Below are 22,785 nucleotides of genomic sequence, written 5' to 3'. Positions count from 1 at the left end.
GAAGATGAAGTCAGTTATAAAAGTTTGTAATATGAATACTTCAGAAGATATTAGTAATGTTAATTTAGCAATATCAAATAATCAAGGTGTAATCGCTTGTCAAATAAATAGCGAAAGCAAACAAGTAGAAATAATATATGATGATTATTTTATAACAGCTGACAATTTAATTGAAGCAATTGAAGAGGCTGGTTATGCGGTTATATAAAAAAGCAGAGAGATAATTTTCTCTGCTTTTTTATTTTTTTTTGATCGTTAAAATTAAAATATAAGTAATGACATTTGAATATGCTTTTCAAAATTGGAGATAATAATTTAAGAAAAGAATTTCAAAGGGAGGCGTAAAACATGAAGAAAATAGCAGTACAGGAGGGATTGAACCCAATTAAAGAGTATTTAAGTAATGAAGGTTATGTTGTCAAAGAATTTGATAATAGTAAAAAGAATGCAGGCCATTTCTTAGATAGGTATGATGTTGTTATTGTAACAGGTGAGAATCAAGGGATAATGGGAGCCCAGGAAACTATAACATCTACTCCAATTATTAATGCAAGTGGTATGACAGGGGAAGAAGTTAGGGAGCAAATAGATAGAAGTAGTAGAAAATAGAATTCAAAGTTGTAATATATAAAGGCTGTTAACTTAAAAAGTTAGCAGCCTAAAGTTTTGTATTATATCGCATTTATAATATATGAGTAAATTTCAAAATACTATAACTATCAATAATAATAAGAGTTGTAACATGTATGAAACCTTTAAATTATGTCAATCATTATAAATATAGTTAATTAACAAATAAATAGTAAAGGGGTTTTAAATATGAGAATGAAAAAAGGAATAATTAGTATATCTACCGTTGCTGTGTTAATTTTAGTAGTATTTCTTGCAGTAAGATATGTAGGAGGGCGAGAACACGTTGCCAAGGTAAAGGCAGCAGATGCTACTATAGTGCAAAATGATAATTCGACTTCTGTAAGCAGTACCAATAAAACGACAAATGAAAATACTTTAGAGACAGATACTAATAAAATGGATGTTGCTTATATAAATGATAAAACCAATGTTGGAATTTACACTGTTAAAAAGAATGATACAGTGTTTAGTATTGCTAAAACGTATATGCCTAGTCAGGATAAAAGTAAAATCGTAGAATTTATTAGAAATAGAAATAGTATGGGTGAATCTTATAAAATTTCAGAGGGTCAGAAGATAGTAATCCCATATGAAATAAAAGCAGATACATCAAAAGCAGATACATCGAAATCAGATACATCAAAAGCAGTAGTTGCAGAAGGGAATACTACTGAATATGTTGTTAAAAAGCAGGATACATTAACTTCAATTGCTAAAAATAATATGCCTTCTTATAGTGTGAAAAAAGCGATTGGAATGTTAAAGGAAACAAATAAAATTGTAGATGAGAATGCAATAAAGGATGGCACACATATCTATATTCCTAAATAACAAGCATAAAGAAAGAAGTGTATTTTGAGATAATCAAATTTACACTTCTTTTTTTATAATGGTGTCAATTAATTAAAGCAGTTGATTTGAAAATTAATATTTATTAAATCTTAAGTATTTTCATTTCGCTACTTTCGGCAAAAATAAAATCACCATCCAAAGTAAGGAAGAAATCTATATTGTTGTGCTCCGCAGTGGCTATGTGGAAAGCATCATTTACTGACAATAAGCTATCGCACATAAATTTTTTAACTAAAGAAATACATTCTTCAGAAATATTAAGATATTTTATATTTATAATTTTTTCTAATTCTGAGATTATTTCTACAGATTTACTGTAATAGATATTAAGTAAATTTCTTTTCATAGAATTTTTAGAAATATTATCAAAATACCTTTTATATGGAATATGAATAAGTCTGTCTTTTTTCTTTTCTTTTAATATTTTTGTATCATGGCGGCTGAAGCTATTTGTAATAGATCTAATATTATCCATTGAGTTATACGGCCTAACATTATTTATTTTGCATTGAATGTCACTAATAAACAATTTATAAAGTACTTTATTCATGACCTCAGCTGTTATAATACTAGTAGTGTAAAAAACAGAACCCCCCTCTGAAAGTTGTTTTAAGCATGATAAACAATCACTATGCTTAATATCGTCATCATAAATTAAGCTGATCAAGAAAGATGCATCTAATAACACAGAGTTTTTATTGAAAACTATATTTTTAAATGGATATAATATTAATTGCATTTTTAACCTCATTAAAATCGATTATTCTATACTAATATGTATATTCAACAATGATTACTAATAGTAGTTTAATAATTAATTACATATTTATTAAATGAAAATATACATTTTATAATGAAAAAAAATAATAAAGTGTGTATTCTCTTGATTTAGCAATAAAAAGTGAGGTATACTTCTTTTGTTGTGATGTATAAAATAAACGCAAATTTTATAGAAAGGAGATACATAATGGAGTTTTTAAGAACGGATGAAACTTTAGATGATCTTCAACTAAAAGGCATTCACGTTATTCAAAAAAAACACGCTTTTCGATTTGGAGTGGATGCAGTACTGCTTGCCAATTTTGTGAAAGTAAGAAAAAATGCTAAAGTTGTTGATTTATGCACTGGTACGGGCATAATACCTTTTATATTAGCAGGTAAAACAACCGCAAGTAATATAATTGGGGTGGAAATTCAAGAAGAGTTTGTTGATATGGCAAATAGATCCATAGAATATAACAATTTAGAGGATAAAATTAAATTTATAAATGGAGACTTAAAAGATATAGAGCTTATTAAAAAAATTGATAAGGTAGACATTGTTACAGTTAATCCACCTTATAAACTTCAAAACTCCGGATTAATAAGTTTAAATGATAAGGATGCTATAGCAAGACATGAAATTTGTTGTACATTAGAAGATGTAATTATTGCAGGTAGAATTCTTCTAAAGGATAATGGAAGAATGTATATGGTGCATAGACCGGATAGATTAGCTGATATCTTGTGCACTATGAGGAAGCATAGAATTGAGCCTAAACGTATAAGAATGGTGCACCCAAGCGTAAATAAGGCACCTAATATTGTCCTTATTGAAGGGCAGAGGGATGGGGGGGCGTTTTTAAAATGGGACCCTCCTCTTTATGTTCATGTAGAAGATGGTGGATATACTCAGGAAATTAAAAACATGTATAATTCAGATACAAATTAATGTAAATACTACAGAGAAGGGTGATAAGAATGGCAGGAAAATTATATTTAGTTCCAACTCCGATAGGAAATTTAAAGGATATTACGCTTAGAGCATTAGAAGTTCTTCAAAGTGTGGATATAATAGCAGCAGAAGACACAAGGCAAAGTTTAAAACTTTTAAATCATTTTAATATAAAAAAAATACTTATAAGTTATCATAAGTTTAATGAGTTAGGAAAAAGTGAGGATATAATTAGGCAAGTAAAAGAAGGTAAAAATATAGCTATTATTAGTGATGCAGGAACACCCGGGATATCAGATCCTGGAAGTGTTATAGTTTCAAAGTGTATAGAGCAAAATATAGAATTTGTGGTATTACCTGGAGCTACTGCAATAACTACTGCACTTGTATATTCTGGCCTTGACACTACAAAATTTATTTTTAGAGGATTCCTACCTAGGGAGAATAAAGAAAGAAAACCTATTATTGATGATTTAATAAATAGGAGTGAGACTTTAATTTTTTATGAGGCGCCTCACAGACTTTTAAGTACTTTAGAATTCCTATATGAGAATATTGGAAATAGAAAGATATCAATGTGTAGGGAACTTACAAAACTGTATGAAGAGATAATAAGGCTAACACTAGAACAAGCAATAGAATATTATAAACAGAATTCTCCAAGAGGAGAATATGTATTAGTAGTTGAAGGTAAGAGTAAGGAAGCTATAGATAAAGATGAAAGGGCTAAATGGGATTCGCTAACTATAGAAGAGCATATACAAAAATATATGGATGATGGGATAAATAAAAAAGATGCAATGAAGTTAGTTGCAAAGGATAGAAACCTGCCTAAATCTGAAATATATAAACATTCTTTAAAATTATAAAAATGCGACATATAATATGTAAATAAATGTATAATAATAGACATATAATTGAAAATAAAATAAAATTTACAGTACAATCTATGCTTTTGTTGAAAATTATGATAAAATAATGGTACAATGTAATCGTTGATTTAAAAAAAATTAATTTAAAAACCAATAAATTGTAAAAATACATAATATTACATATGGGGGGGGATTAAGTTGCGTAAAAGAATAATATCATTGATAGTAACAATTGGCCTTGCAGCTACAATAAGCATGCAGGTAATGGCAAATCCATTATCAGATAAACTTAGTAATCAAAAAAGTCAGTTAGAAAGTCAAAAAAACGCATACAAGAAAGCTCAAAGTAACATTCAAAGTATAGAAGTATCTATTGAAAAATTAGATTCAGACATAGAAAAGATGTATACACAAGTTGATAAAACAAATGTTAAAGTAGGGGAAACCCAGAAACAAATAGTGAAGACAACAAAGGATATACAAGTTGCACAGGATAATATTAAAAAAGAGCAAGACTTATTTAATGAGAGAATGCGAAGCATGTATATGAATGGCGTCGGTAGCTATGTGGAAGTTTTATTAAATTCCGACGGAATAGGAGATTTTATTTCAAGAGCTGAAACTGTTAAAAAAATTGTTGAGTATGATAATAAAATTGTCGCAGAGTTAACAGCTAAAAAGAGTAAGGTTGAAGACCAAAAGCTAGCACTTGAAACTGAAAAAACAAAGCTATTATTGTTAAAAGCTGATAATGAAGCAAAACTCGCAAAGCTTAAAGATACTAAGAAAGATCAAAGCGTATTAATCTTGGAAGCTACAAAACAAGAAAAATTGTATTCAGGCAAGGTTAATGATGGACAAGCTACAGTAGATGCTACTATGAAGCAAATACAACAAATGAAAGATAATCTTCCTAATTACACTGCATCTAGAGGAGGATCATCATCATTTAGTTCAAATGCTGTAGTTGCATATGCAAGTAATTTTTTAGGGACGCCGTACGTTTGGGGTGCTAGTGGTCCTCAGTTTTTTGATTGCTCTGGATTTATGCAATATGTATATGCTCATTTCGGTGTTTCACTTAGTAGAACTACTTATACACAAATAAACGAAGGCTCATATGTAGCTAGAGGAGATTTGCAACCGGGAGATTTAATTTTCTTTGGTACAGCAGCAGATCCACACCATGTAGGAATGTATGTAGGTAATAACTCATATATTGAAGCACCACGTACTGGTGATGTAATCAAAATAACAGAATTGACAAGAGGAGATTATGTTACTGCGAGAAGAGTTAGGTAAAGCTTTATTTAGACAGGCTATTTAAATAGCCTGTTTTTTATTGTCAATAAAATTTAATAAAGCTTTAAAATAAGGAATCTTAGCATGTTAAATTGAATTTGGTTAAAAATTCATTGAAATAATATAGAAAGCAAATAGCAGAAAAAGATAAATATTGAATGAAAAAAGAAGAAGTGACACTACTTACTACACATAAAAACTAACAGATTATGAACAGGCATTGATAGACAATGTGGATAAAAATATGTCAGAATAACTTTTAATATGTATAAGCACTGAAATAAGGCTTTCGCATATAAATATAATTGTCCACAGCTTCTGTTGATTAAATGTTGAAAACTGTGGATAACTTATCCTAAATATTAAAAATATAGCTATTTGCAATATTACATTTAAAATAAATCATATTCTATAATGAAAATCTTGTAATAAGATGGGGTATAATGTTTTATGCTTTTACATAGGAAGAATTTAGTATAAATACAAAAATACATTGAAACTTTGGCAATAGTAGTACATTATAATAATAAACAACTTTTGTGGGTCACTTAAAAATAATTTATTTGTGATTGGTAAAAGTTTGTAAAGATAAGAGAGGAGAATTATTATGTTTAACTTAAGGAACAGAAATTTTTTAACACTTATGGATTTTTCACCAAAAGAGATTCATTATTTTCTTGAATTAGCTAGAGATTTAAAGAGGGCTAAATATGCAGGCACAGAAAGGCAAACATTAAAGGGTAAGAACATAGTATTATTATTTGAGAAAGATTCAACTAGAACGAGATGTTCATTTGAAGTTGGAGCACTTGATCAAGGAGCACATGTTACATATCTTGGACCTACAGGGAGTCAAATGGGTAAAAAGGAGTCCATTGCAGATACTGCAAGGGTTTTAGGCAGAATGTATGATGGTATTGAATATAGAGGGTATGGCCAAGACGTAGTTGAGGAACTAGCAAAATATGCAGGAGTGCCAGTATGGAATGGATTAACTACCGAGGATCATCCTACTCAAATTCTTGCTGATTTTTTAACAGTGCAAGAACATTTTTCGAAACCATTAAATGAAATTAAATTTGTTTATGCAGGAGATGGAAGAAATAATATGGCAAATGCTCTTATGATAGGAGCTGCTAAGATGGGAATGGACTTTAGAATAATTGCACCAAATTCATTATTTCCGCAGGAAGTACTAGTTAGTAAATGTAGAGAAGTAGCAAAAGAGACAGGAGCAAGTATTACTATTACTGATGATGTAGCAAAAGGAGTAAAGGATGCAGATGTTATATATACTGATGTTTGGGTTTCAATGGGAGAAGCGGATGAGGTTTGGGCTCAAAGAATTAATCTGTTAAAACCATATCAAGTTAATAAAGAAATGATGGATTTAACAGGAAACAAGAATACTAAATTTATGCATTGTTTGCCAGCATTCCATAATTTGAAAACTAAAGTTGGCATGGATATATATGAAAAATTTGGGATGAATGGTGTAGAGGTTACGGATGAAGTATTTGAAAGTCCAGCTTCAATAGTATTTGATGAAGCGGAGAATAGAATGCATACTATAAAAGCAATTATGGTGGCGACTCTGGGAGATTAATCTATTAATGTAATGGTGCAGGGTAACATACTGTAATATCTAATATATTCTAGATTAGGTATTACATAAATATAAATAATAAAAAAAATTTAGCATAAACATCTGTATATTATAATATTTATTTATAGTTAATAAATATTAAGGGGGTAGATGTTTATGCTAAATAATATACCAAAATTTATTTATGACCTATGTGGGGAAAAAGTTGAGGTTATGGATTATTCAAAGGTTTTTTTTGAAAATAAGAATGAAGAGGGTTATGTACTACATGTAGAACAACATGATAGAGTTACATCTATAAATGAATTTGAATTAGAAAGGAGAGAAGATAAGTATTATTGCACGAGAAAATTGTTTAGTTAATTAAATTTTTATAACATAGATTAAATGGGATTAACACATATAGGTATGAAAGATAATAAAAATAAGGACAATTCCCATAAGAATTGTCCTTATTTTTATTTAACACAAGATTATAAATAGCTATTTTAAAAGACATATAGCATTAGATGATATTCCCTCGCAGTGACCAGTGAAACCGAGGCCTTCCTCGGTAGTAGCTTTAATATTAACCTTATCTATAGGTAAATCAAGGGCGGTCGCAATATTTTTTACCATATAGGGTATATGTGGTGCCATTTTAGGTTCTTGTGCTATTATTGTAGCATCAATATTTTCAATTATATAATTTTTGTTTTTTATTAGGATACAAACATATTTAAGTAAAGATATACTTGATATGCCTTTATATTTAGTATCAGTGTCAGGAAAATGTTTTCCAATATCACCAAGTGCAGCAGCACCTAAGAGTGCATCCATAATTGCATGAATTAGAACATCTGCATCTGAATGACCAAGTAAACCAGTATCATGAGGTATAGTCACTCCCCCGAGTATTAATTTTCTATCATTAACTAATTTGTGAACATCATATCCCATTCCTATTCTCAAGCGAATTACCTCTTTTCAATTTAATTTATAAAGATTTCAAATATGTGTTATATATTTGAATTTAATATATACTTATGTGCCTAATATACCATTTCATGAGATGGTAATCAAGAAATTTTATTAGGGAGATATATTGCAGCTCCACAGGAGATGATTTAACCGTTTAGACGTAGTAAATGCGAGTGATATTATAGATAATAAGTTATTAACATGTTATCAACAAAACTGTGGATAATGTGCATAACTTAATAATTAAATTTTGAATTATTTTATTTAATAAACAAATATTTACATGTTATATCCCATAATATACATAATAACGACAAATAACGAATCATTAACATCAATCTCACAAGTTATACACAGAAAGGCTGTGGATAATGTGCATAACTATTAAATAGTTCGTAAATTTTAACATATAATTACATATATTAAAAGAGATTGTGGATTAGTAAAACTTAATGTGTACAATCTGTGAGTCTAACTAAAAAAATAATAAATTTAAAATAATTACCATAATAAAAGAAAATAATGTAAATTAAATATAACCTCATAAATAAAAGAGATCACAATTAAATTGGTATAATATATAAAATATAAGATAAAATGTATTTATAATTTTTATGGCAAAACGTGGCTATAACTAAAATACAATGTGTATAATATAAATTTAAAAAGGATTATAGCTGCGAAATAAGCACTATCGGCATGAAACATGAAAATGATTACATAGCAGCCTATATTACAATTGAGATCATTAGAGCAGTGAGCGGTGTGTAGTAGCAATTTGAGATAAAGTTAAGGGTTTTTACATGAATTTAAGGAGAATAAACAAGTAGTTATTTATAAGTTAAAAGAATAATTTTAAACAAATTTACAACTTAAATATAATAGTTATTATTAACTAAGAGTAACAAGTTATCCACAAAATCTGTGTGCACAATGTTGATAACTTTCAAATAAAGCAAAAAACACACAAATTTGTGTGTTTTTCAAGTGTTTTTTAACATTAGAGGTGGTGATTTAATACAAAAACATATGGTGATTTTTATTTAGAAGCATTTTCAGTTTTTATGGAGTCGGAAATTAGATTATTAATACCAATTAGTTCATTTTTAGATAGAAATCTCCATCTACCGGTAGGTAAATTATTTATAGAAACATTCATAATTCTAAGCCTCTCAAGTCTCATAACCGAGTAACCTAAATACTCACACATTCTTCGTATTTGACGGTTAAGTCCCTGCGTTAAAATTATTTTGAAAACATATTTGCTTTCTTTTTTTACCAAACATTTTTTAGTAGTAGTTTTAAGTATAGGGATACCATTTGCCATATTTTTTATGAAATCAGGAGATATTGGTTTATCTACAGTGACGATATACTCCTTTTCATGACTATTACCTGAGCGTAAAATTTTATTTACAATGTCACCATCGTTAGTTAAAAAGATAAGACCTTGGGAAGCTTTGTCGAGACGACCGATTGGAAAGATCCTTTTTGGGTAATTTATAAAATCTATGATATTTCCATTAATTTTATGCTCAGTAGTACATGTTATTCCAACAGGTTTATTGAAAGCTAAATAAATGTGATCTTCTTTATTTTTTAGTGGGTTACCATTTATTTTAATGTCATCAGTTTTACACACCTGGGTGCCCATTTCAGGCATTTTGCCATTTACTGTGACTTTACCTTTATCAATTAGCTTATCTGCTTCACGCCTAGAACAAAAACCTGTTTCACTTATGAATTTATTTAATCTAGTTTTTGAATCACTAGTTTCATAGTGATTAATAATATTTTTCTTTTTTTCATCATGTATGATTTTCATTTCGCACCGCCCTTAGAAGTTATAATGTAAATATAAGATAAGTATCTTTAATGTCTATCTAATTAATTATTGCTTGTCCATTATCATTTATTAGAACTTTAAAATTATGAGTTTCTGCATATTTTTCAAACTCAGTTAAGTTAATTGGAGCTTTATTTTTATTGCCAGTAATAAATATAGAAATTTTAAAACCGTCATCTGCATGTGCTTTAGTTAAGTATTTTTGCTTAATAGATTCATCTAAAATTAAATGTAAGGACTGGTTAAGTGATGTATCTTTGAGATTTACAAGTTGTTTTATTTTATAACCGCCAGAGCTAATGCCTTCAACATTTGTAACATTATTTGAAGAATTTACATCCATTTTTAGAGAACAATTCATGTCGACGATAACGGAGTAATTATATCTATTATTCATATATAATTGCCTTATTACAAATACTATTAATAAAGAACAAATAAGTGATAAGATGTATTTCCAAAGGGCAAAGGGTTTAACTTTTTCACCTACATATATTTCACCTAGTACAGGCTCAATTACATTTCTTTTGAGGGTTACAAACTCATTATTTTTGGTAACAACATACACCTTATTTTTTTCAATATTAATTATTTTACCTGATTTTTGCATAGAGGCACCTCTTTCATAAGATAGTAAGTAGTTGTATTAAATGTTTGATAATGCTTGACATAAAGAGAGAAAGTTGTTACGTTCATTGTAGTTATGTATTAAATCAAGTCATAAATATTGTAACACCGTGGCTATAATAAATAACAAATAATAAATAGAGGTATATTATGATAAAAATATTATCAACCAAATTTTACTTATATATAGGAGTCATAATAATAATAAATATTATAATTATGTATATAGTAACAAAAATAATAATGTATAAAAAATCAAAGGAATTTGATAAGAAAATAATTTCAAATATTGATATATTTAAATCTACAACAAATATTAAGGATATATTTAATAAGTTATTAAATAATTTATATAAAAATTCAGCTTATGATGCTGCTATAAGTATATTGAAAAATGATACTGACTTTAAAATTATGGCTATTCATGGTGCTGGAGTTGAACTAAACACAAGTAACTGCATTCAGGATGAGAATTTTATTAATCTAATTAATAGAGTTATAGAGTCTGGCACAATGTATTATATTCAGGATTTAAAGAAAGTAGATTATGCGAAATATAGTGCCAAATTACAATTATTATTATATCACATGAGAAGCCTATTAATGATTCCAATAATTTATAAAGATGAAATATATGGAGTTGTAATAATGGTTAATTATAAGAAGGCAGCATACAATGAAAGTTATAGAGGAAATGCTTATTCAATAGTTAGTCAAGTAGCTGTAGCAATAGAAAATGCTAAGCTTTTCAAAAAGCTAAAAGATATAGATGAGACGAAAACGGATTTCTTGTCCACAGTTTCTCATGAACTTCGAACTCCGTTAACATCGATAATTGGTTTTACAGAAATGGTTAAGCGAAAATTTGAAGGGACTATAGTACCAGAATTAGATCTTTCAATTGAAAAAAACCAAAGTGCAGTAGTCAAAATAAAGAGAAATGTAAATATAATATTATCAGAAGGGGAAAGATTATCGAGTCTTATAAATGACCTATTAGATATATCAAGGATGGAAGCAGGAAAAGTTTTATTAAATATGAGGAAAATTGATATAGAAGAAATTATAACACAAGTAATAACATTAACGAATCCCATTATCAGAGATAAATCTCTCCAGGTTATACAAAGCATAAGTGAAACACTTCCTGAAATTATGGCGGATAAAGACAAATTGATGCAAGTAATAATCAATCTTATTTCTAATGCTATAAAATTTACGGAAAAAGGATGTATAGTATGTAGCGCAAGAGTAGTTGCGGAGAATATAATAGTAAGTATTAGCGACACAGGGGTAGGTATTAGAGAGGAAGATAAAAAATATATATTTAAAAAATTCAGTCAAGTAGGTGATACACTTACAGATAAACCTACAGGTACAGGGCTTGGGTTATCTATATGTAAGTATATTATTGAAGAACATGGCGGAGAAATATGGGTCGAAAGTGAAATAGGAAAAGGAACTGATTTCTCATTTAGTATACCTATAATAAAAACTAACTAAACAATACCCCACAAATATTAAAAGTTTGTGGGGTTAATTATTATAGTATTGGAGAAAGCAATCGAGAAATAGATTCCTTGAATTTAACAATAAAACTTCTGTTAGTATATTTTTTTAGAGTTAGTTCATCACAAGATTTCAAATCATCAATAAAAAAACGATCTAGGTCAGATGTGATCTCTTTATCATAAATAAAAGCATTAATTTCGAAGTTTAAAGTGAAGCTTCGAATATCTAGATTTGCTGTACCTACAGAGCTTATAGATCCATCAATAGAGAGAAATTTACTATGAAGAAAGCCTTTGGTATAGGTATAACATTTGACACCAGAATCGAGGAGATCTCCCATATAAGATGTAGAAGCCCAATATACAAAGGGATGGTCTGGTTTACTTGGTATAATTATACGGACATCTACCCCGGACAAGGATGCTATCCTTAAAGCCTCAAGTATACTGTCATCTGGAATAAAGTAAGGAGTTTCTATATAAATGTTCTTTTCAGCTTTACTTATCATTTTTAAATAGCCATTTTTAATAGAATTCCAAGTGGAATCAGGACCACTTGAAACTATCTGAAGGCCTGTTTTTCCAAGGTGAGATCTATGGGGAAAATATTTGTCATCAAAAACAGAATTTTCTTTTGAAGCAAATCTCCAATCCATTAGGAAGTGCAATTGTAGTGCATCAAGTGCATCTCCTTGTATGAATAAATGTGTATCTCGCCAAAATCCAAATTTTTTAGAAAGTCCTAAATATTCGTCGCCAATATTAAAACCACCGATATAACCATACTTACCATCAATAGTGCATATTTTACGATGGTTTCTAAAATTTACACGAAGATTTATATACGGAAGAAAAGGTGGAAAAAAACATGAAACTTTTCCACCAGCTTCTATTAAGGGAGCAAAAAACTTCTTATGCACTTTAAGGCATCCCATACCATCATAGAGTAATTTTACCTCTACCCCTTCCTTGGCTTTCCTACATAGAATTTCTAGAATCGTTCCTCCTAAATTATCATTTTGAAATATATAATACTCCATATGAATAAATATTTTTGCATCTTCAAGATTTTTTTTAAGTTGGTCAAATTTTGATTTACCATCAGTAAATATAGTTACATTATTATTATTAGTGTAGAAAGAATTATCACTACATAAATTGAGTTTCATTACATCAGAATATTTACTTAAAAAAGGATTAGTTTTAATTAGAGTATCATTACTCAAAAACTCCTTTTGCTTATTTATAATTGATGCTAGATTTTCTTTTTCTTCTTTCTTTAGTGAAAATAATTTCTTTTTTTTTAAATTTTGACCAAGAAATAAGTATAGAATAAACCCTATGCTAGGTAAAAATAGTAATACCATAAGCCAAGTCCAAGTGCTTGCAGGGTTTTTTCGCTCAAGAAATACAACTGCAAAAGCGAAAAGGATATTAATAATAAATAATAAATTTAAAAAATGTAATAATAGTTCACTTGTAAACATATGAGCCTCCAGAAATTCATTTTATCTTACAATTTGTCGTACAGTGATAGTATACATATAAATGAGTAAAAAGAAACATTGAAAATTCGAAAAAGGTAAAAAAAAATAGAAATATTTCAATTATATAATTTATATATTAAAGGAATAGTGAGTTCTATGGTATAATAATATTTAATTGACAAACTCAATTTATGGGCGGGGTATGTACTTGATTGAAATTTAGTTATATTAATAATATATGTCATTTTTTTATTTGTGCAAGGAGATTTAAAATAAAATGTTGCTTTTAAATTGGAAATGGAATCGAGGATAATGATATGGGCTTAGTTCATAGAACAGTTGATGAGGAAATAAAAAAATCCTTAGAACTTATAAAAGAATTAGAACATGTGATGAATGAGATTCAAAGTAATGAAAGCCTATTTATTTCAAATATTCAAAATATGTCATTAGTAGATAAACAAAACATATTAGATAAATGGATTAGTTATGTAAGGTGTTATAATGAATTAAATGATATTAGAGAAAAATATAAAAATAAGCTTTTATTTAAGAATACTTCAGATTCTTATAATAAATATAAAAATGTATTATTAATTTATGCATCAACCATAGCAATACGTAAAAACTCTGTTTTGCTCGTAGGGGTCATAGAGAAAAACAAATATTTGGAGTCAATGCTAAATGAACCTAGAGCTGAATACAACATTAATAAAAAACAATATTATTATATTACACAAGAAATTACGGAAATATCTTATATGATATCTTTGTATAGAAATAAGCATTATTTTGATTTTAAGGTTAATTACTATAAGGTTTATGAATTTGAAAGAGATGAGAGTGAAACACAATTATTAGATTATGCAAGTTATAATTATTTGAATGTTATTAAACTTGTAAGGAACCATAGAAACATTGTTAAAAACAATATGATCGATTTTTTTGGAAAAAATGTTTTTGATTTTTGGTTTCCATTCCAAAAATGGGTTGCTATAAGTATCACTGGAGTTGATTATTCTAGTAGAAAAGAAAAATATATTAGTAATGAAGATATCAATATTTTTAAAGAGGAATTGGTACCAGGGGATGTTCTTTTAAAAAGGAATAATTACCAGCTAACGAACATAGGACTTCCGGGATTTTGGACTCATACTGGTATTTATATAGGTTGTTTGGAAAAATTGGATGAGTATTTTGGCGATATGTTATTGGGAGATTGCTTATGTGTGTCAGAGTATGTAAAGGTAATATATCCTAAAGTATATGAGAGTTTATGGAGCAAAGAGATAAATAATAGAGAATATATTATTGAAGTTATTGCTCCAGGTGTTGTAATAAGTCCTTTAGATGCCATTGCAAAGGTAGATTACTTTTCTGCTCTTCGCCCTAGACTATCAAAAGAAGATAAACTAAAGGCATTATTCACTGCTTTTGAATCTTTAGGAAAGGCATATGATTACAATTTTGACATTATGACAGATAATGCTTTGTTTTGTAGTGAACTAATTTATAAAGCATATTTAAGCTCAAGTGATAAAAAAGGAATTACATTTGATCTTCAGCCTAAAGTTGGTAGATTATTGCTTTCACCTAATAGTATTATTGAAAAATTTGATTCAGAATTTAATACTGAAAATGCTGAATTCGATTTTGTAGTGTTTTATGATGGTAATGCAAGGGAAAGAAAGGCTATAAGGAGAAATGCGACTGATTTAAAGAAAACTTGGAAGCTATCTAGGTGGAAGATGGTAAAGAGTAGAGTTGTTTTAGATGCAGAAACAAGTTATCCTATAGTAAAATTAAGTTCAGTATTGTCAAAACTTAAAATTATATTGTATGGTATGTTTTATTAATAAAGATATATGTCTATAATATAAGAAGTGAATTAAAAGAGCATCAGAGATGTTGTAACATTAATGACTTAAGAAGGAAGTATCCTTTTTAAATGTCATTAAATTCTAAAATAGAAGGTAGGATAAATAAAAAATATGAGAAATATAAAAATTGTAATTGAATATGATGGTACTAGGTATAAAGGATGGCAGAGGCTTGGAGACAGTGATAATACAATTCAACACAAAATAGAAGCAGTTTTAAGCAAGATGGCAGAAGAAAACATTGAAATAACTGCTTCTGGAAGAACTGATGCAGGAGTACATGCATCAAACCAAGTTGCTAATTTTAGAACAGACTGTACAATGCCTACACATAAAATGCGAAGTTATTGTTATGAATTTTTACCAGAAGATATTGTAATAAAAAGTGTTGAGGAAGTAGATCTTAATTTTCATGCGAGATATAATGCTAAGGTTAAAAAGTACATATATAATATATGCAATAATAAAGTACATGATGTATTTACCAGAAAATATGATTACCATGTACCATTACCATTAAATATCGAAAAAATGAGAAAAGCAGCAGAAATTTTAGTAGGGGAACATGATTTCCAAAGTTTTACTACACTTAAAACTAAGAAAAAATCTACTATAAGAACTATTTATACAATAAACATTATAAATGATGATGGAAATATAGAAATTAGTGTTCAAGGAAATGGATTTATGAAGAATATGGTAAGGATAATAGTTGGAACACTTGTTGAGGTAGGACTTGGTGAGCGAGATGAAAACGAAATTAGTGACATATTAGATAGAAAAGAAAGAAAATATGCAGGACATATCGCACCAGCTAAAGGATTGTTCTTAGAAGAAGTTAATTATTAAGGAATGATTTAGTTTAATAAATTTATAAAACAAAAGCGGCACATAAGTATTAACTTATGTGCCGCTTTTGTTTTATATTATAAAGGCAAAATTAACTACAGGATACCTTCATTTTTTAGGATGTTTTCAATTTCATCAACTTTTTTAGAAAGCGTATAAAAACTTTCTTTTAATATATTTTTTGAAATAGGAGTTTCTTTTATGCTTTTTTCTAGCGACTCTATAGTGTCGAGTGCATCATCAATGCCCTTTTGCGCAAGTTCAAGATTGTTTTCTTTCATTTTTAGGTCTCCTTAACTTATCTTATTTTAATATATACTATTAAATCCTAACATTAGTAATTGTTAATTTCAAGCTGAAAGTGATTTTTGACTTTCGTAATTTGATGAAATCAACCCTTTTTATTCTTATGAATTATGTGTTTAACATCTTTGAAAATAGCATCTAACCCTTTGAATTTAAGGTCGGGGAATGCTTTTATAAGTCGTGAATAATTTGGATATTTTTTTATAAACAAAGAATCATATTTTATTTTAACTTCTTTTAAGACACTCTCAATGTTGGATTTTTTCTTACTCATTTTAGTTTCAGCAAGATCTATCAACTGATCCAATTTAATTCTTAACTCAGGAATACTTTTAGTATTACCTAAATTTGATTTAAAATCTAAAAATTTATCAGTTAATTCTGAATATGCAGTAATTAATTGAGTTAAAAGAGACCTTAGTTTGAGTATAGTAATTATAGTAATTATAAAATCTAAAATGAAATATACTAAAGTAATATAGAAAAGAAATACACCAGGATTTGGTGGTATTAAATTCACTATGTATTCAATATAGGGATGGATTACTTTAAGTATTAAAATTGAAATGAACCCCCATATTATAGAGAATTTTAAGCATATTCTTCCATGGAGATTGTATGGCTCATCGCTATAATCCCACCAAGTACTATCAAATGTAGTTTCTAAAATATAACCCGTTATATATTCAATGATTGAGGTTAAAAATATTGAACCTAGAAGGAGAAAAATATAATTATTTTCAATAGGTTTCAGCAAAACAATTATAGATAAGATAGCGAAACCATAAATAGGACAAAATGGTCCATGTAGGAAGCCTCTATTAACAAATCCTTTTTTTCGAATTGTGGCATATATTGTTTCAAGACACCAGCCCATGAAGGAATAAACAATAAAATAAAAAAATAGTGAAAATACATTAAAACTTAGTAAAGTTATATCAATCATAAATTAACTCCTTCTGAAATGTCGTTAAACAAGAAAATGATAACACAAAATATGTTCTTTTTATAGTGGATAAAATGAACAAAATATTAATATATGCAATTTTATAGAATTAGCTACATATATATTAATAAAACAATGATAAATCAATTTAATATCTAGGAGGAAAATACATGATAAATATCATCTGGTTTTTAATTTTATCATTAGGAATAGTTATTGGAATGCTTACTGGAAAAGGGGAAATTGTGTCAAAGGCCCTTGTTTCATCTACAACTAGTTCTGTGGAACTAGTTATGGGACTTGTTGGAATGATGTGTCTTTGGTGTGGGATAATGGAAATTGCGCAAAAAAGTGGACTAACTGATAAATTAGCAAAAATACTTAGGCCAATTTTAAAAATGATTTTTAAGGAAACCTCCAAAAACAATAAGGTTATGTCTAGTATTACTATGAATTTAACAGCAAATATGATGGGGCTTTCTAATGCAGCCACGCCATTTGGGATAAAAGCCATGGAAGAGATGCAGAAAATGAATATAGAAAAAGACACAGCTAGTAATGACATGGCTTTATTCTTAGTTTTAAATGCAACATGCATTCAGTTTTTACCGACTACAGTAATATCTATAAGAGCAGCATATAATTCACAAAATCCAGCAATTATTATAATACCAGCAATTATTACAACAGGTGTTGCTTCAGTCTTAGGTGTAGTTTATTGCAGGATATTACAAAAGTATTTTTAGGAACATCATCTTTTTACAGGTATATGAATCTAAATGGAGAGTGAGTAAAATATGGTGATTATAGAAAACTTAATGTCATATATGTTGAAAGGAATAATTCCAATTATTATTGTTTTGGTGGTAACTTATGGAGTTATTAAAGGAGTGAAGGTTTATGAGTGTTTTGTGGAAGGTGCAAAGGATGGAATAACAATCTGCCTAAAAATTTTTCCTTACCTTTTGGCTATGATTATAGCTGTTAATGTTTTTAGAGCTTCAGGGGCTTTAGATTTTTTTATTTATTTAGTAACACCGGTTGTTAAGTTCATTGGGTTACCTCCGGAAGTTGTTCCTTTAGTTTTAATAAAACCGCTCTCAGGTAGTGGAGCTCTGGGAGTATTTACTGACATTATAAGGCAATATGGAGCGGATAGTTACATAGGACGTGTGTCATCTATAATAATGGGGTCAACGGAAACCATTTTTTATACACTGACAGTATATTTTGGAGCCGTAAATATAAAAAAAATTAGGCATACGTTACTAGCAGCAATACTCGCAGATATAACAGCAGTTATAATGGCTGTTAACATAGCTAAGTTTTTCTTCTAAAGATATTTCAGAAGCGACTTGCTTATTATAGTATAATTTTATATTTTTAGGATAAAATTATTGACATAGTGAATTATTTGCAATACAATTATTATTGAATAAATGCAATGATGAGAAGAGTAATAAGCTGAAATGTTAAAAGAGAACTGCAGCTGGTGAAAAGCAGTAGCAAGGTAGTTTATGAACATGGCCTCTAAGCAGATTATCCAAATAAAAAGTATAAAAGATTATTGTGATGATAGGTTTTTTTATTTATTTATTAAGGTAATACGGTAGCAACCGTTATATTGACAGGTGATGATAGTCACCCATTGAGATCTTTATAGTGATGTAGAGATGAATTAGAGTGGTAAAACGTTAAATACGTCTCTAAACAGAAGGCTTTTTCTGTTTAGAGATTTTTTTTATTTACCGGGAAATTAATAGTGTAGGTTCAAAGAGATTAACAGTTTCGAAGTTAATTATAACTAATTTAAATATGAGAGGTAGGAGAAATTTATGAATAAAAAAACTTTTTACATTACTACACCAATTTATTATCCATCAGCAAAGTTACATATCGGTAATACATATACAACGGTAGCTGCAGATGCAATTGCTAGATTTAAAAGGCTTACAGGCTATGATGTAATGTTTTTAACAGGAACAGATGAGCATGGTCAAAAGATCCAAAGAATAGCTGAAGAAAAAGGAGTTACGCCAAAACAGTATGTAGATAAAGTAGTAGCCGGAATACAAGAATTGTGGAAAATGATGGATATAAGTTATGATAAATTTATAAGAACTACTGACGAATATCATAAAAAGGCTGTTCAAAAATTATTTAAGCAGTTATATGATCAAGGTGATATATATAAGGGTGCATATGAAGGTTGGTACTGTACTCCTTGCGAATCTTTCTGGACAGAAACCCAAGCAGTAGATGGAAAATGCCCTGATTGCGGAAGACCCGTTGAGAAAGCTAAGGAAGAGGCGTATTTCTTTAAAATGTCTAAATATGCAGATAAACTTATAGAATACATTGAAACTCATCCGGATTTTATACAACCAGAATCAAGAAAAAATGAAATGATAAATAACTTTTTAAAACCAGGTCTTCAAGATTTATGTGTTTCAAGAACAACATTTAATTGGGGTATACCTGTAGAATTTGATCCAGGGCATGTTATATATGTATGGGTAGACGCTTTATCTAACTATATAACTGCGCTTGGATATAATGGTGAGGATACAACTCTATATGATAAATACTGGCCAGCAGATATACATTTAATAGGTAAAGATATATTAAGATTTCATACAATTTATTGGCCAATAATGCTTATGGCGCTAGGTCTACCTCTTCCTAAACAAGTATTTGGTCATGGATGGCTTCTTTTTGATGGCGGAGTAAAAATGTCAAAATCTAAAGGAAACGTAGTAGATCCTGTAATACTAGTTGATCATTTTGGAGTGGACGCTGTAAGATATTATTTGCTTCATGAAATACCATTTGGTTCTGATGGAATATTTACTAATGAAATATTCATAAAGAAAACAAATTCAGATCTAGCTAATGATTTAGGTAATTTATTATCTAGAACAGTAACAATGATAGAAAAATATTTTGATGGAGTTATACCAAAACCAGATGAAAAAGCTGATGTGGATAATGAACTTATAGAACTTGCTCTTTCAATTCCAGGTAAGGTAGAAAGTGCTATAGATGACCTTAAAATCCCTGAAGCACTCGATCATGTTTGGACACTCATTAGGCGTACTAACAAGTATATAGATGAAACAACACCTTGGATCCTTGGAAAAGATGAAGCACAAAAGGGAAGACTAGGCACAGTACTTTATAATTTAGTAGAATCTTTAAGAATGACATCAGTATTGATATCAGCATTTTTACCTACCACAAGTAAGAAGATAAATGCTCAAATAAATACCGATGTAATTACATGGGATAGTTTATCATCATTTAATGGAACTATATCTGGAACAAAAGTTAATAAAGGTGACGTAATGTTTCCAAGAATAGATGTAGAAGCTAAAATAGAGGAGCTTAATGTACTTGTAGAAGAAGAAAGAAAATTAGCGAGAAAGCCTACAATGTTACCAATAAAAGAAGAAATTACTATAGAAGATTTTGATAAAATAGATATGAGAGTTGTTAAAGTATTGGAATGCGAACAAATGAAAAAAACAAAAAAACTTCTTAAGTTAAAAGTAGATTTAGGTGGGGAAGTAAGACAAGTAATTTCGGGAATAGCTATGAATTATAAACCCGAAGACCTTATTGGGAAGTATGTAGTATTAGTAGCTAATTTAAAACCCGTTAATTTAAGAGGCGAACTATCACAGGGAATGATAATTGCAGCTTCTACAGATGACGATAGTAAACTATTTACAATATCTATACCTGGTGAGTTACCAACTGGAAGCACAGTAAGGTAGATTTGTAATTGCTTATTTATTACTGGAAATTATGAGGAGGAAATAACATGAAGTTTATTATAGGTTCCTTAGTCGGGGCCATTATCGGGTATATAACTAATTGGTTAGCTATAAAGATGCTGTTTAGACCACATAAAGAAATTAGAATATTTAATATTAAAGTTCCGTTTACGCCAGGCCTTATTCCAAAGGAAAAGTCTAGAATTGCAAGGAGCGTAGGTGAATCTATAGGTCAGCATCTTTTAACAAAGGAAACAATCATTAAATCCTTATGTAGTGAAGAGATGGATCATCAATTGGATACTTGGGTGCAAGGCAAAGTTAGTACTATGAAAAATAGCGATGCTACATTAGAAAGTGAGTTAAAGGACATATTAGGTGATGAGTATTGTAATATTACCCAAAGTACTATAAGTAACGTTTCAAAATCACTTACAAATTATATAAATGACGTGGAAGTTAGAGGTGGCATAGCTAAATATGTATATGCACAGATAATGTCGGAATTAAAGGCAAAACCACAAGCTATATGTGAAAGTGAATTATATAATTCAATAAAAAACAAAGTATTAAATTTAGTTATAGAGTATAAGGATTCACAAGATTTCTACAAAGGTATTCAAAATATGTTAAAAGCTAAGGTAGCTGAACTAGTGGTTTTAGACAAAAAAATTGAAGATGTTATACCTGGTGAGATAACAAATAGCTTAAAAGTATATGTTTATGGTAAAAGATATAATATTGCTATGGAAATAAAAAAAATGATTAAAGAAGAAAAAAATAGTAAAAAATTAAGACAAATTGTTGATGAAACAATATCGACTAAACTAAGCCCAATGATAGCAATGTTTATCAGTAAGGATAGCGTTTTTGAAAAAGTTGTAATTGGTATAGATGAATACTTAGATAATGTAGAAAATCATAATGACATTGCTCTAATTATTAATGATATAATAGACAAATTGCTTAAAAATTCAATATCTAGTGTTATTTTTGATTTGCCAAAAGAGGGAATTGATAATGTTATTGAACCATTAATTAATTTGTTTACAACAAAAATTGTAGATCAAGAACTTATTCTAAGCACTTTTGAAAAACTTGAGAGTAAGTTCAATAGCTACATATCTGTTGCAGAATTGCTCGAAAAGACAGGGATAGAATACAAAAATGTAATAGAGGGACTTATAAAGAGTCGAATAAATAGTATTATTGAAAATGAGTCTACTAAATCAAAGATTAATGAAATAGTAGGTGTAATGATTAATAGATTGTTAAATACAGAGATGAAATCAATATTTAAAGGAGAGGGAGATAAGGTTACCCAATCTGTTTCTAAAGTAGTTAAAACAGTATATAATAAATTCATAGAGAATAAGGCACCAGAAGTAATTGAAGTGTTAGATATAGCCAAAATAGTCGAAGAAAAAATCAATGAATTCGATGTAGCTTTTTCAGAGAGAATTATACTTGAAATAGCGAGTAAAGAGCTTAATGCTATAACTTGGCTTGGAGCATTACTGGGTGCAATTATGGGATTATTATCACCTATACTAGGTTCAATGTAATATATTATTTAGTATTAAGCAAAAGTCACTTCCGCTAGGAAGTGGCTTTTACT

The 22,785-nt window shown here is 28.9% G+C and carries 22 protein-coding genes; 15 read left to right on the top strand and 7 right to left on the bottom strand.

The genetic code is table 11. From position 1 onward, the window contains the following. The first annotated feature begins 4 nt into the window (after window positions 1-4). The 3 genes from LL038_RS18795 to LL038_RS18785 all read left to right on the top strand — a co-directional run bounded on the left by LL038_RS18795 (window position 5) and on the right by LL038_RS18785 (window position 1,464). Entirely contained in the window at window positions 5-208 is a 204-nt protein-coding gene (locus tag LL038_RS18795) for a heavy-metal-associated domain-containing protein (protein WP_216124690.1), read from the top strand. Window positions 209-348: 140 nt separating this feature from the next. Continuing rightward, the gene (locus tag LL038_RS18790) at window positions 349-609 is read left to right on the top strand and encodes a YkuS family protein (protein WP_216124689.1); all 261 of its coding nucleotides are present in this window, start codon (window positions 349-351) and stop codon (window positions 607-609) included. A 210-nt stretch (window positions 610-819) separates the two neighbouring features. After that, window positions 820-1,464, top strand: coding sequence for a LysM peptidoglycan-binding domain-containing protein (locus LL038_RS18785; RefSeq protein ID WP_216124687.1), 645 nt, complete (start codon window positions 820-822; stop codon window positions 1,462-1,464). A gap of 103 nt (window positions 1,465-1,567) precedes the next feature. Here the strand turns inward: LL038_RS18785 and LL038_RS18780 are convergent, their stop codons facing one another. Further along, the gene (locus LL038_RS18780) at window positions 1,568-2,224 is read right to left on the bottom strand and encodes a type II toxin-antitoxin system VapC family toxin (RefSeq protein ID WP_216124685.1); all 657 of its coding nucleotides are present in this window, start codon (window positions 2,222-2,224) and stop codon (window positions 1,568-1,570) included. A gap of 228 nt (window positions 2,225-2,452) precedes the next feature. Here LL038_RS18780 and LL038_RS18775 point away from each other — a divergent pair, with 228 nt between their 5' ends. From LL038_RS18775 to LL038_RS18755, 5 genes are all read left to right on the top strand, one after another. Then, window positions 2,453-3,196: a tRNA1(Val) (adenine(37)-N6)-methyltransferase gene (locus tag LL038_RS18775; protein WP_216124683.1), complete on the top strand. Its 744-nt coding sequence runs from the start codon at window positions 2,453-2,455 to the stop codon at window positions 3,194-3,196. 29 nt (window positions 3,197-3,225) lie between these two features. Further along, entirely contained in the window at window positions 3,226-4,068 is an 843-nt protein-coding gene (rsmI, locus tag LL038_RS18770; RefSeq protein WP_216124681.1) for a 16S rRNA (cytidine(1402)-2'-O)-methyltransferase, read from the top strand. Between the two features lie 201 nt (window positions 4,069-4,269). Further along, complete coding sequence (locus LL038_RS18765) at window positions 4,270-5,373, top strand: C40 family peptidase (protein ID WP_216124679.1); 1,104 nt, start codon at window positions 4,270-4,272, stop codon at window positions 5,371-5,373. A gap of 604 nt (window positions 5,374-5,977) precedes the next feature. After that, window positions 5,978-6,979 (top strand): ornithine carbamoyltransferase, encoded by a 1,002-nt coding sequence (gene argF / locus LL038_RS18760; protein ID WP_216124719.1) that lies wholly within the window; start codon window positions 5,978-5,980, stop codon window positions 6,977-6,979. Between the two features lie 156 nt (window positions 6,980-7,135). Further along, on the top strand, window positions 7,136-7,342 hold the full coding sequence (locus LL038_RS18755) for a hypothetical protein (protein ID WP_216124677.1): 207 nt from the start codon (window positions 7,136-7,138) through the stop codon (window positions 7,340-7,342). 120 nt (window positions 7,343-7,462) lie between these two features. Here LL038_RS18755 and ispF read toward each other — a convergent pair whose 3' ends face one another. The 3 genes from ispF to LL038_RS18740 form a co-directional block, all read right to left on the bottom strand. Next, window positions 7,463-7,930 carry a 2-C-methyl-D-erythritol 2,4-cyclodiphosphate synthase gene (gene ispF, locus LL038_RS18750; protein WP_216124674.1) on the bottom strand — a complete coding sequence of 156 codons (468 nt, stop codon included), beginning with the start codon at window positions 7,928-7,930 and terminating at the stop codon, window positions 7,463-7,465. Window positions 7,931-8,978: 1,048 nt separating this feature from the next. Beyond that, entirely contained in the window at window positions 8,979-9,764 is a 786-nt protein-coding gene (rluF, locus tag LL038_RS18745; RefSeq protein WP_216124668.1) for a 23S rRNA pseudouridine(2604) synthase RluF, read from the bottom strand. 58 nt (window positions 9,765-9,822) lie between these two features. Then, complete coding sequence (locus LL038_RS18740) at window positions 9,823-10,395, bottom strand: anti-sigma factor domain-containing protein (RefSeq protein WP_216124660.1); 573 nt, start codon at window positions 10,393-10,395, stop codon at window positions 9,823-9,825. Window positions 10,396-10,562: 167 nt separating this feature from the next. Between LL038_RS18740 and LL038_RS18735 the strand changes: the two genes are divergently transcribed. Then, a complete protein-coding gene (locus LL038_RS18735; RefSeq protein ID WP_268055914.1) occupies window positions 10,563-11,915 on the top strand; it encodes a GAF domain-containing sensor histidine kinase in 1,353 nt (450 codons plus the stop codon). 40 nt (window positions 11,916-11,955) lie between these two features. On the opposite strand, the gene cls is transcribed toward LL038_RS18735, so the two are convergent. Beyond that, window positions 11,956-13,410 carry a cardiolipin synthase gene (gene cls, locus LL038_RS18730; protein WP_216124655.1) on the bottom strand — a complete coding sequence of 485 codons (1,455 nt, stop codon included), beginning with the start codon at window positions 13,408-13,410 and terminating at the stop codon, window positions 11,956-11,958. A gap of 317 nt (window positions 13,411-13,727) precedes the next feature. Here cls and LL038_RS18725 point away from each other — a divergent pair, with 317 nt between their 5' ends. Continuing rightward, window positions 13,728-15,266 carry a YiiX/YebB-like N1pC/P60 family cysteine hydrolase gene (locus LL038_RS18725; RefSeq protein WP_216124654.1) on the top strand — a complete coding sequence of 513 codons (1,539 nt, stop codon included), beginning with the start codon at window positions 13,728-13,730 and terminating at the stop codon, window positions 15,264-15,266. A 135-nt stretch (window positions 15,267-15,401) separates the two neighbouring features. Continuing rightward, window positions 15,402-16,139 (top strand): tRNA pseudouridine(38-40) synthase TruA, encoded by a 738-nt coding sequence (gene truA / locus LL038_RS18720; RefSeq protein ID WP_216124651.1) that lies wholly within the window; start codon window positions 15,402-15,404, stop codon window positions 16,137-16,139. A 95-nt stretch (window positions 16,140-16,234) separates the two neighbouring features. Here the strand turns inward: truA and LL038_RS18715 are convergent, their stop codons facing one another. Both LL038_RS18715 and LL038_RS18710 read right to left on the bottom strand, forming a co-directional pair. Beyond that, a complete protein-coding gene (locus LL038_RS18715) occupies window positions 16,235-16,420 on the bottom strand; it encodes a hypothetical protein (RefSeq protein WP_071610988.1) in 186 nt (61 codons plus the stop codon). A gap of 110 nt (window positions 16,421-16,530) precedes the next feature. Next, window positions 16,531-17,391, bottom strand: coding sequence for a putative ABC transporter permease (locus tag LL038_RS18710; protein ID WP_216124648.1), 861 nt, complete (start codon window positions 17,389-17,391; stop codon window positions 16,531-16,533). A 170-nt stretch (window positions 17,392-17,561) separates the two neighbouring features. Here LL038_RS18710 and LL038_RS18705 point away from each other — a divergent pair, with 170 nt between their 5' ends. The 4 genes from LL038_RS18705 (at window position 17,562) to LL038_RS18690 (ending at window position 22,732) form a co-directional block, all read left to right on the top strand. After that, on the top strand, window positions 17,562-18,137 hold the full coding sequence (locus tag LL038_RS18705; protein ID WP_216124645.1) for a nucleoside recognition domain-containing protein: 576 nt from the start codon (window positions 17,562-17,564) through the stop codon (window positions 18,135-18,137). A gap of 72 nt (window positions 18,138-18,209) precedes the next feature. Then, on the top strand, window positions 18,210-18,728 hold the full coding sequence (locus LL038_RS18700; protein ID WP_216124717.1) for a spore maturation protein: 519 nt from the start codon (window positions 18,210-18,212) through the stop codon (window positions 18,726-18,728). A 498-nt stretch (window positions 18,729-19,226) separates the two neighbouring features. Beyond that, window positions 19,227-21,167: a methionine--tRNA ligase gene (metG, locus tag LL038_RS18695; protein ID WP_216124642.1), complete on the top strand. Its 1,941-nt coding sequence runs from the start codon at window positions 19,227-19,229 to the stop codon at window positions 21,165-21,167. Window positions 21,168-21,214: 47 nt separating this feature from the next. After that, window positions 21,215-22,732, top strand: a complete 1,518-nt coding sequence (locus LL038_RS18690) for a DUF445 family protein (RefSeq protein ID WP_216124640.1) — start codon at window positions 21,215-21,217, stop codon at window positions 22,730-22,732. The last annotated feature ends 53 nt before the right edge of the window (window positions 22,733-22,785 follow it).

The organism is Clostridium estertheticum, assembly GCF_026650985.1.
Taxonomy (GTDB): Bacteria; Bacillota; Clostridia; order Clostridiales; family Clostridiaceae; genus Clostridium_AD; species Clostridium_AD estertheticum_C.
The sequence above is the reverse complement of the archived record's forward strand: the minus strand, read 5'-3'. Positions and strand labels throughout refer to the sequence as shown.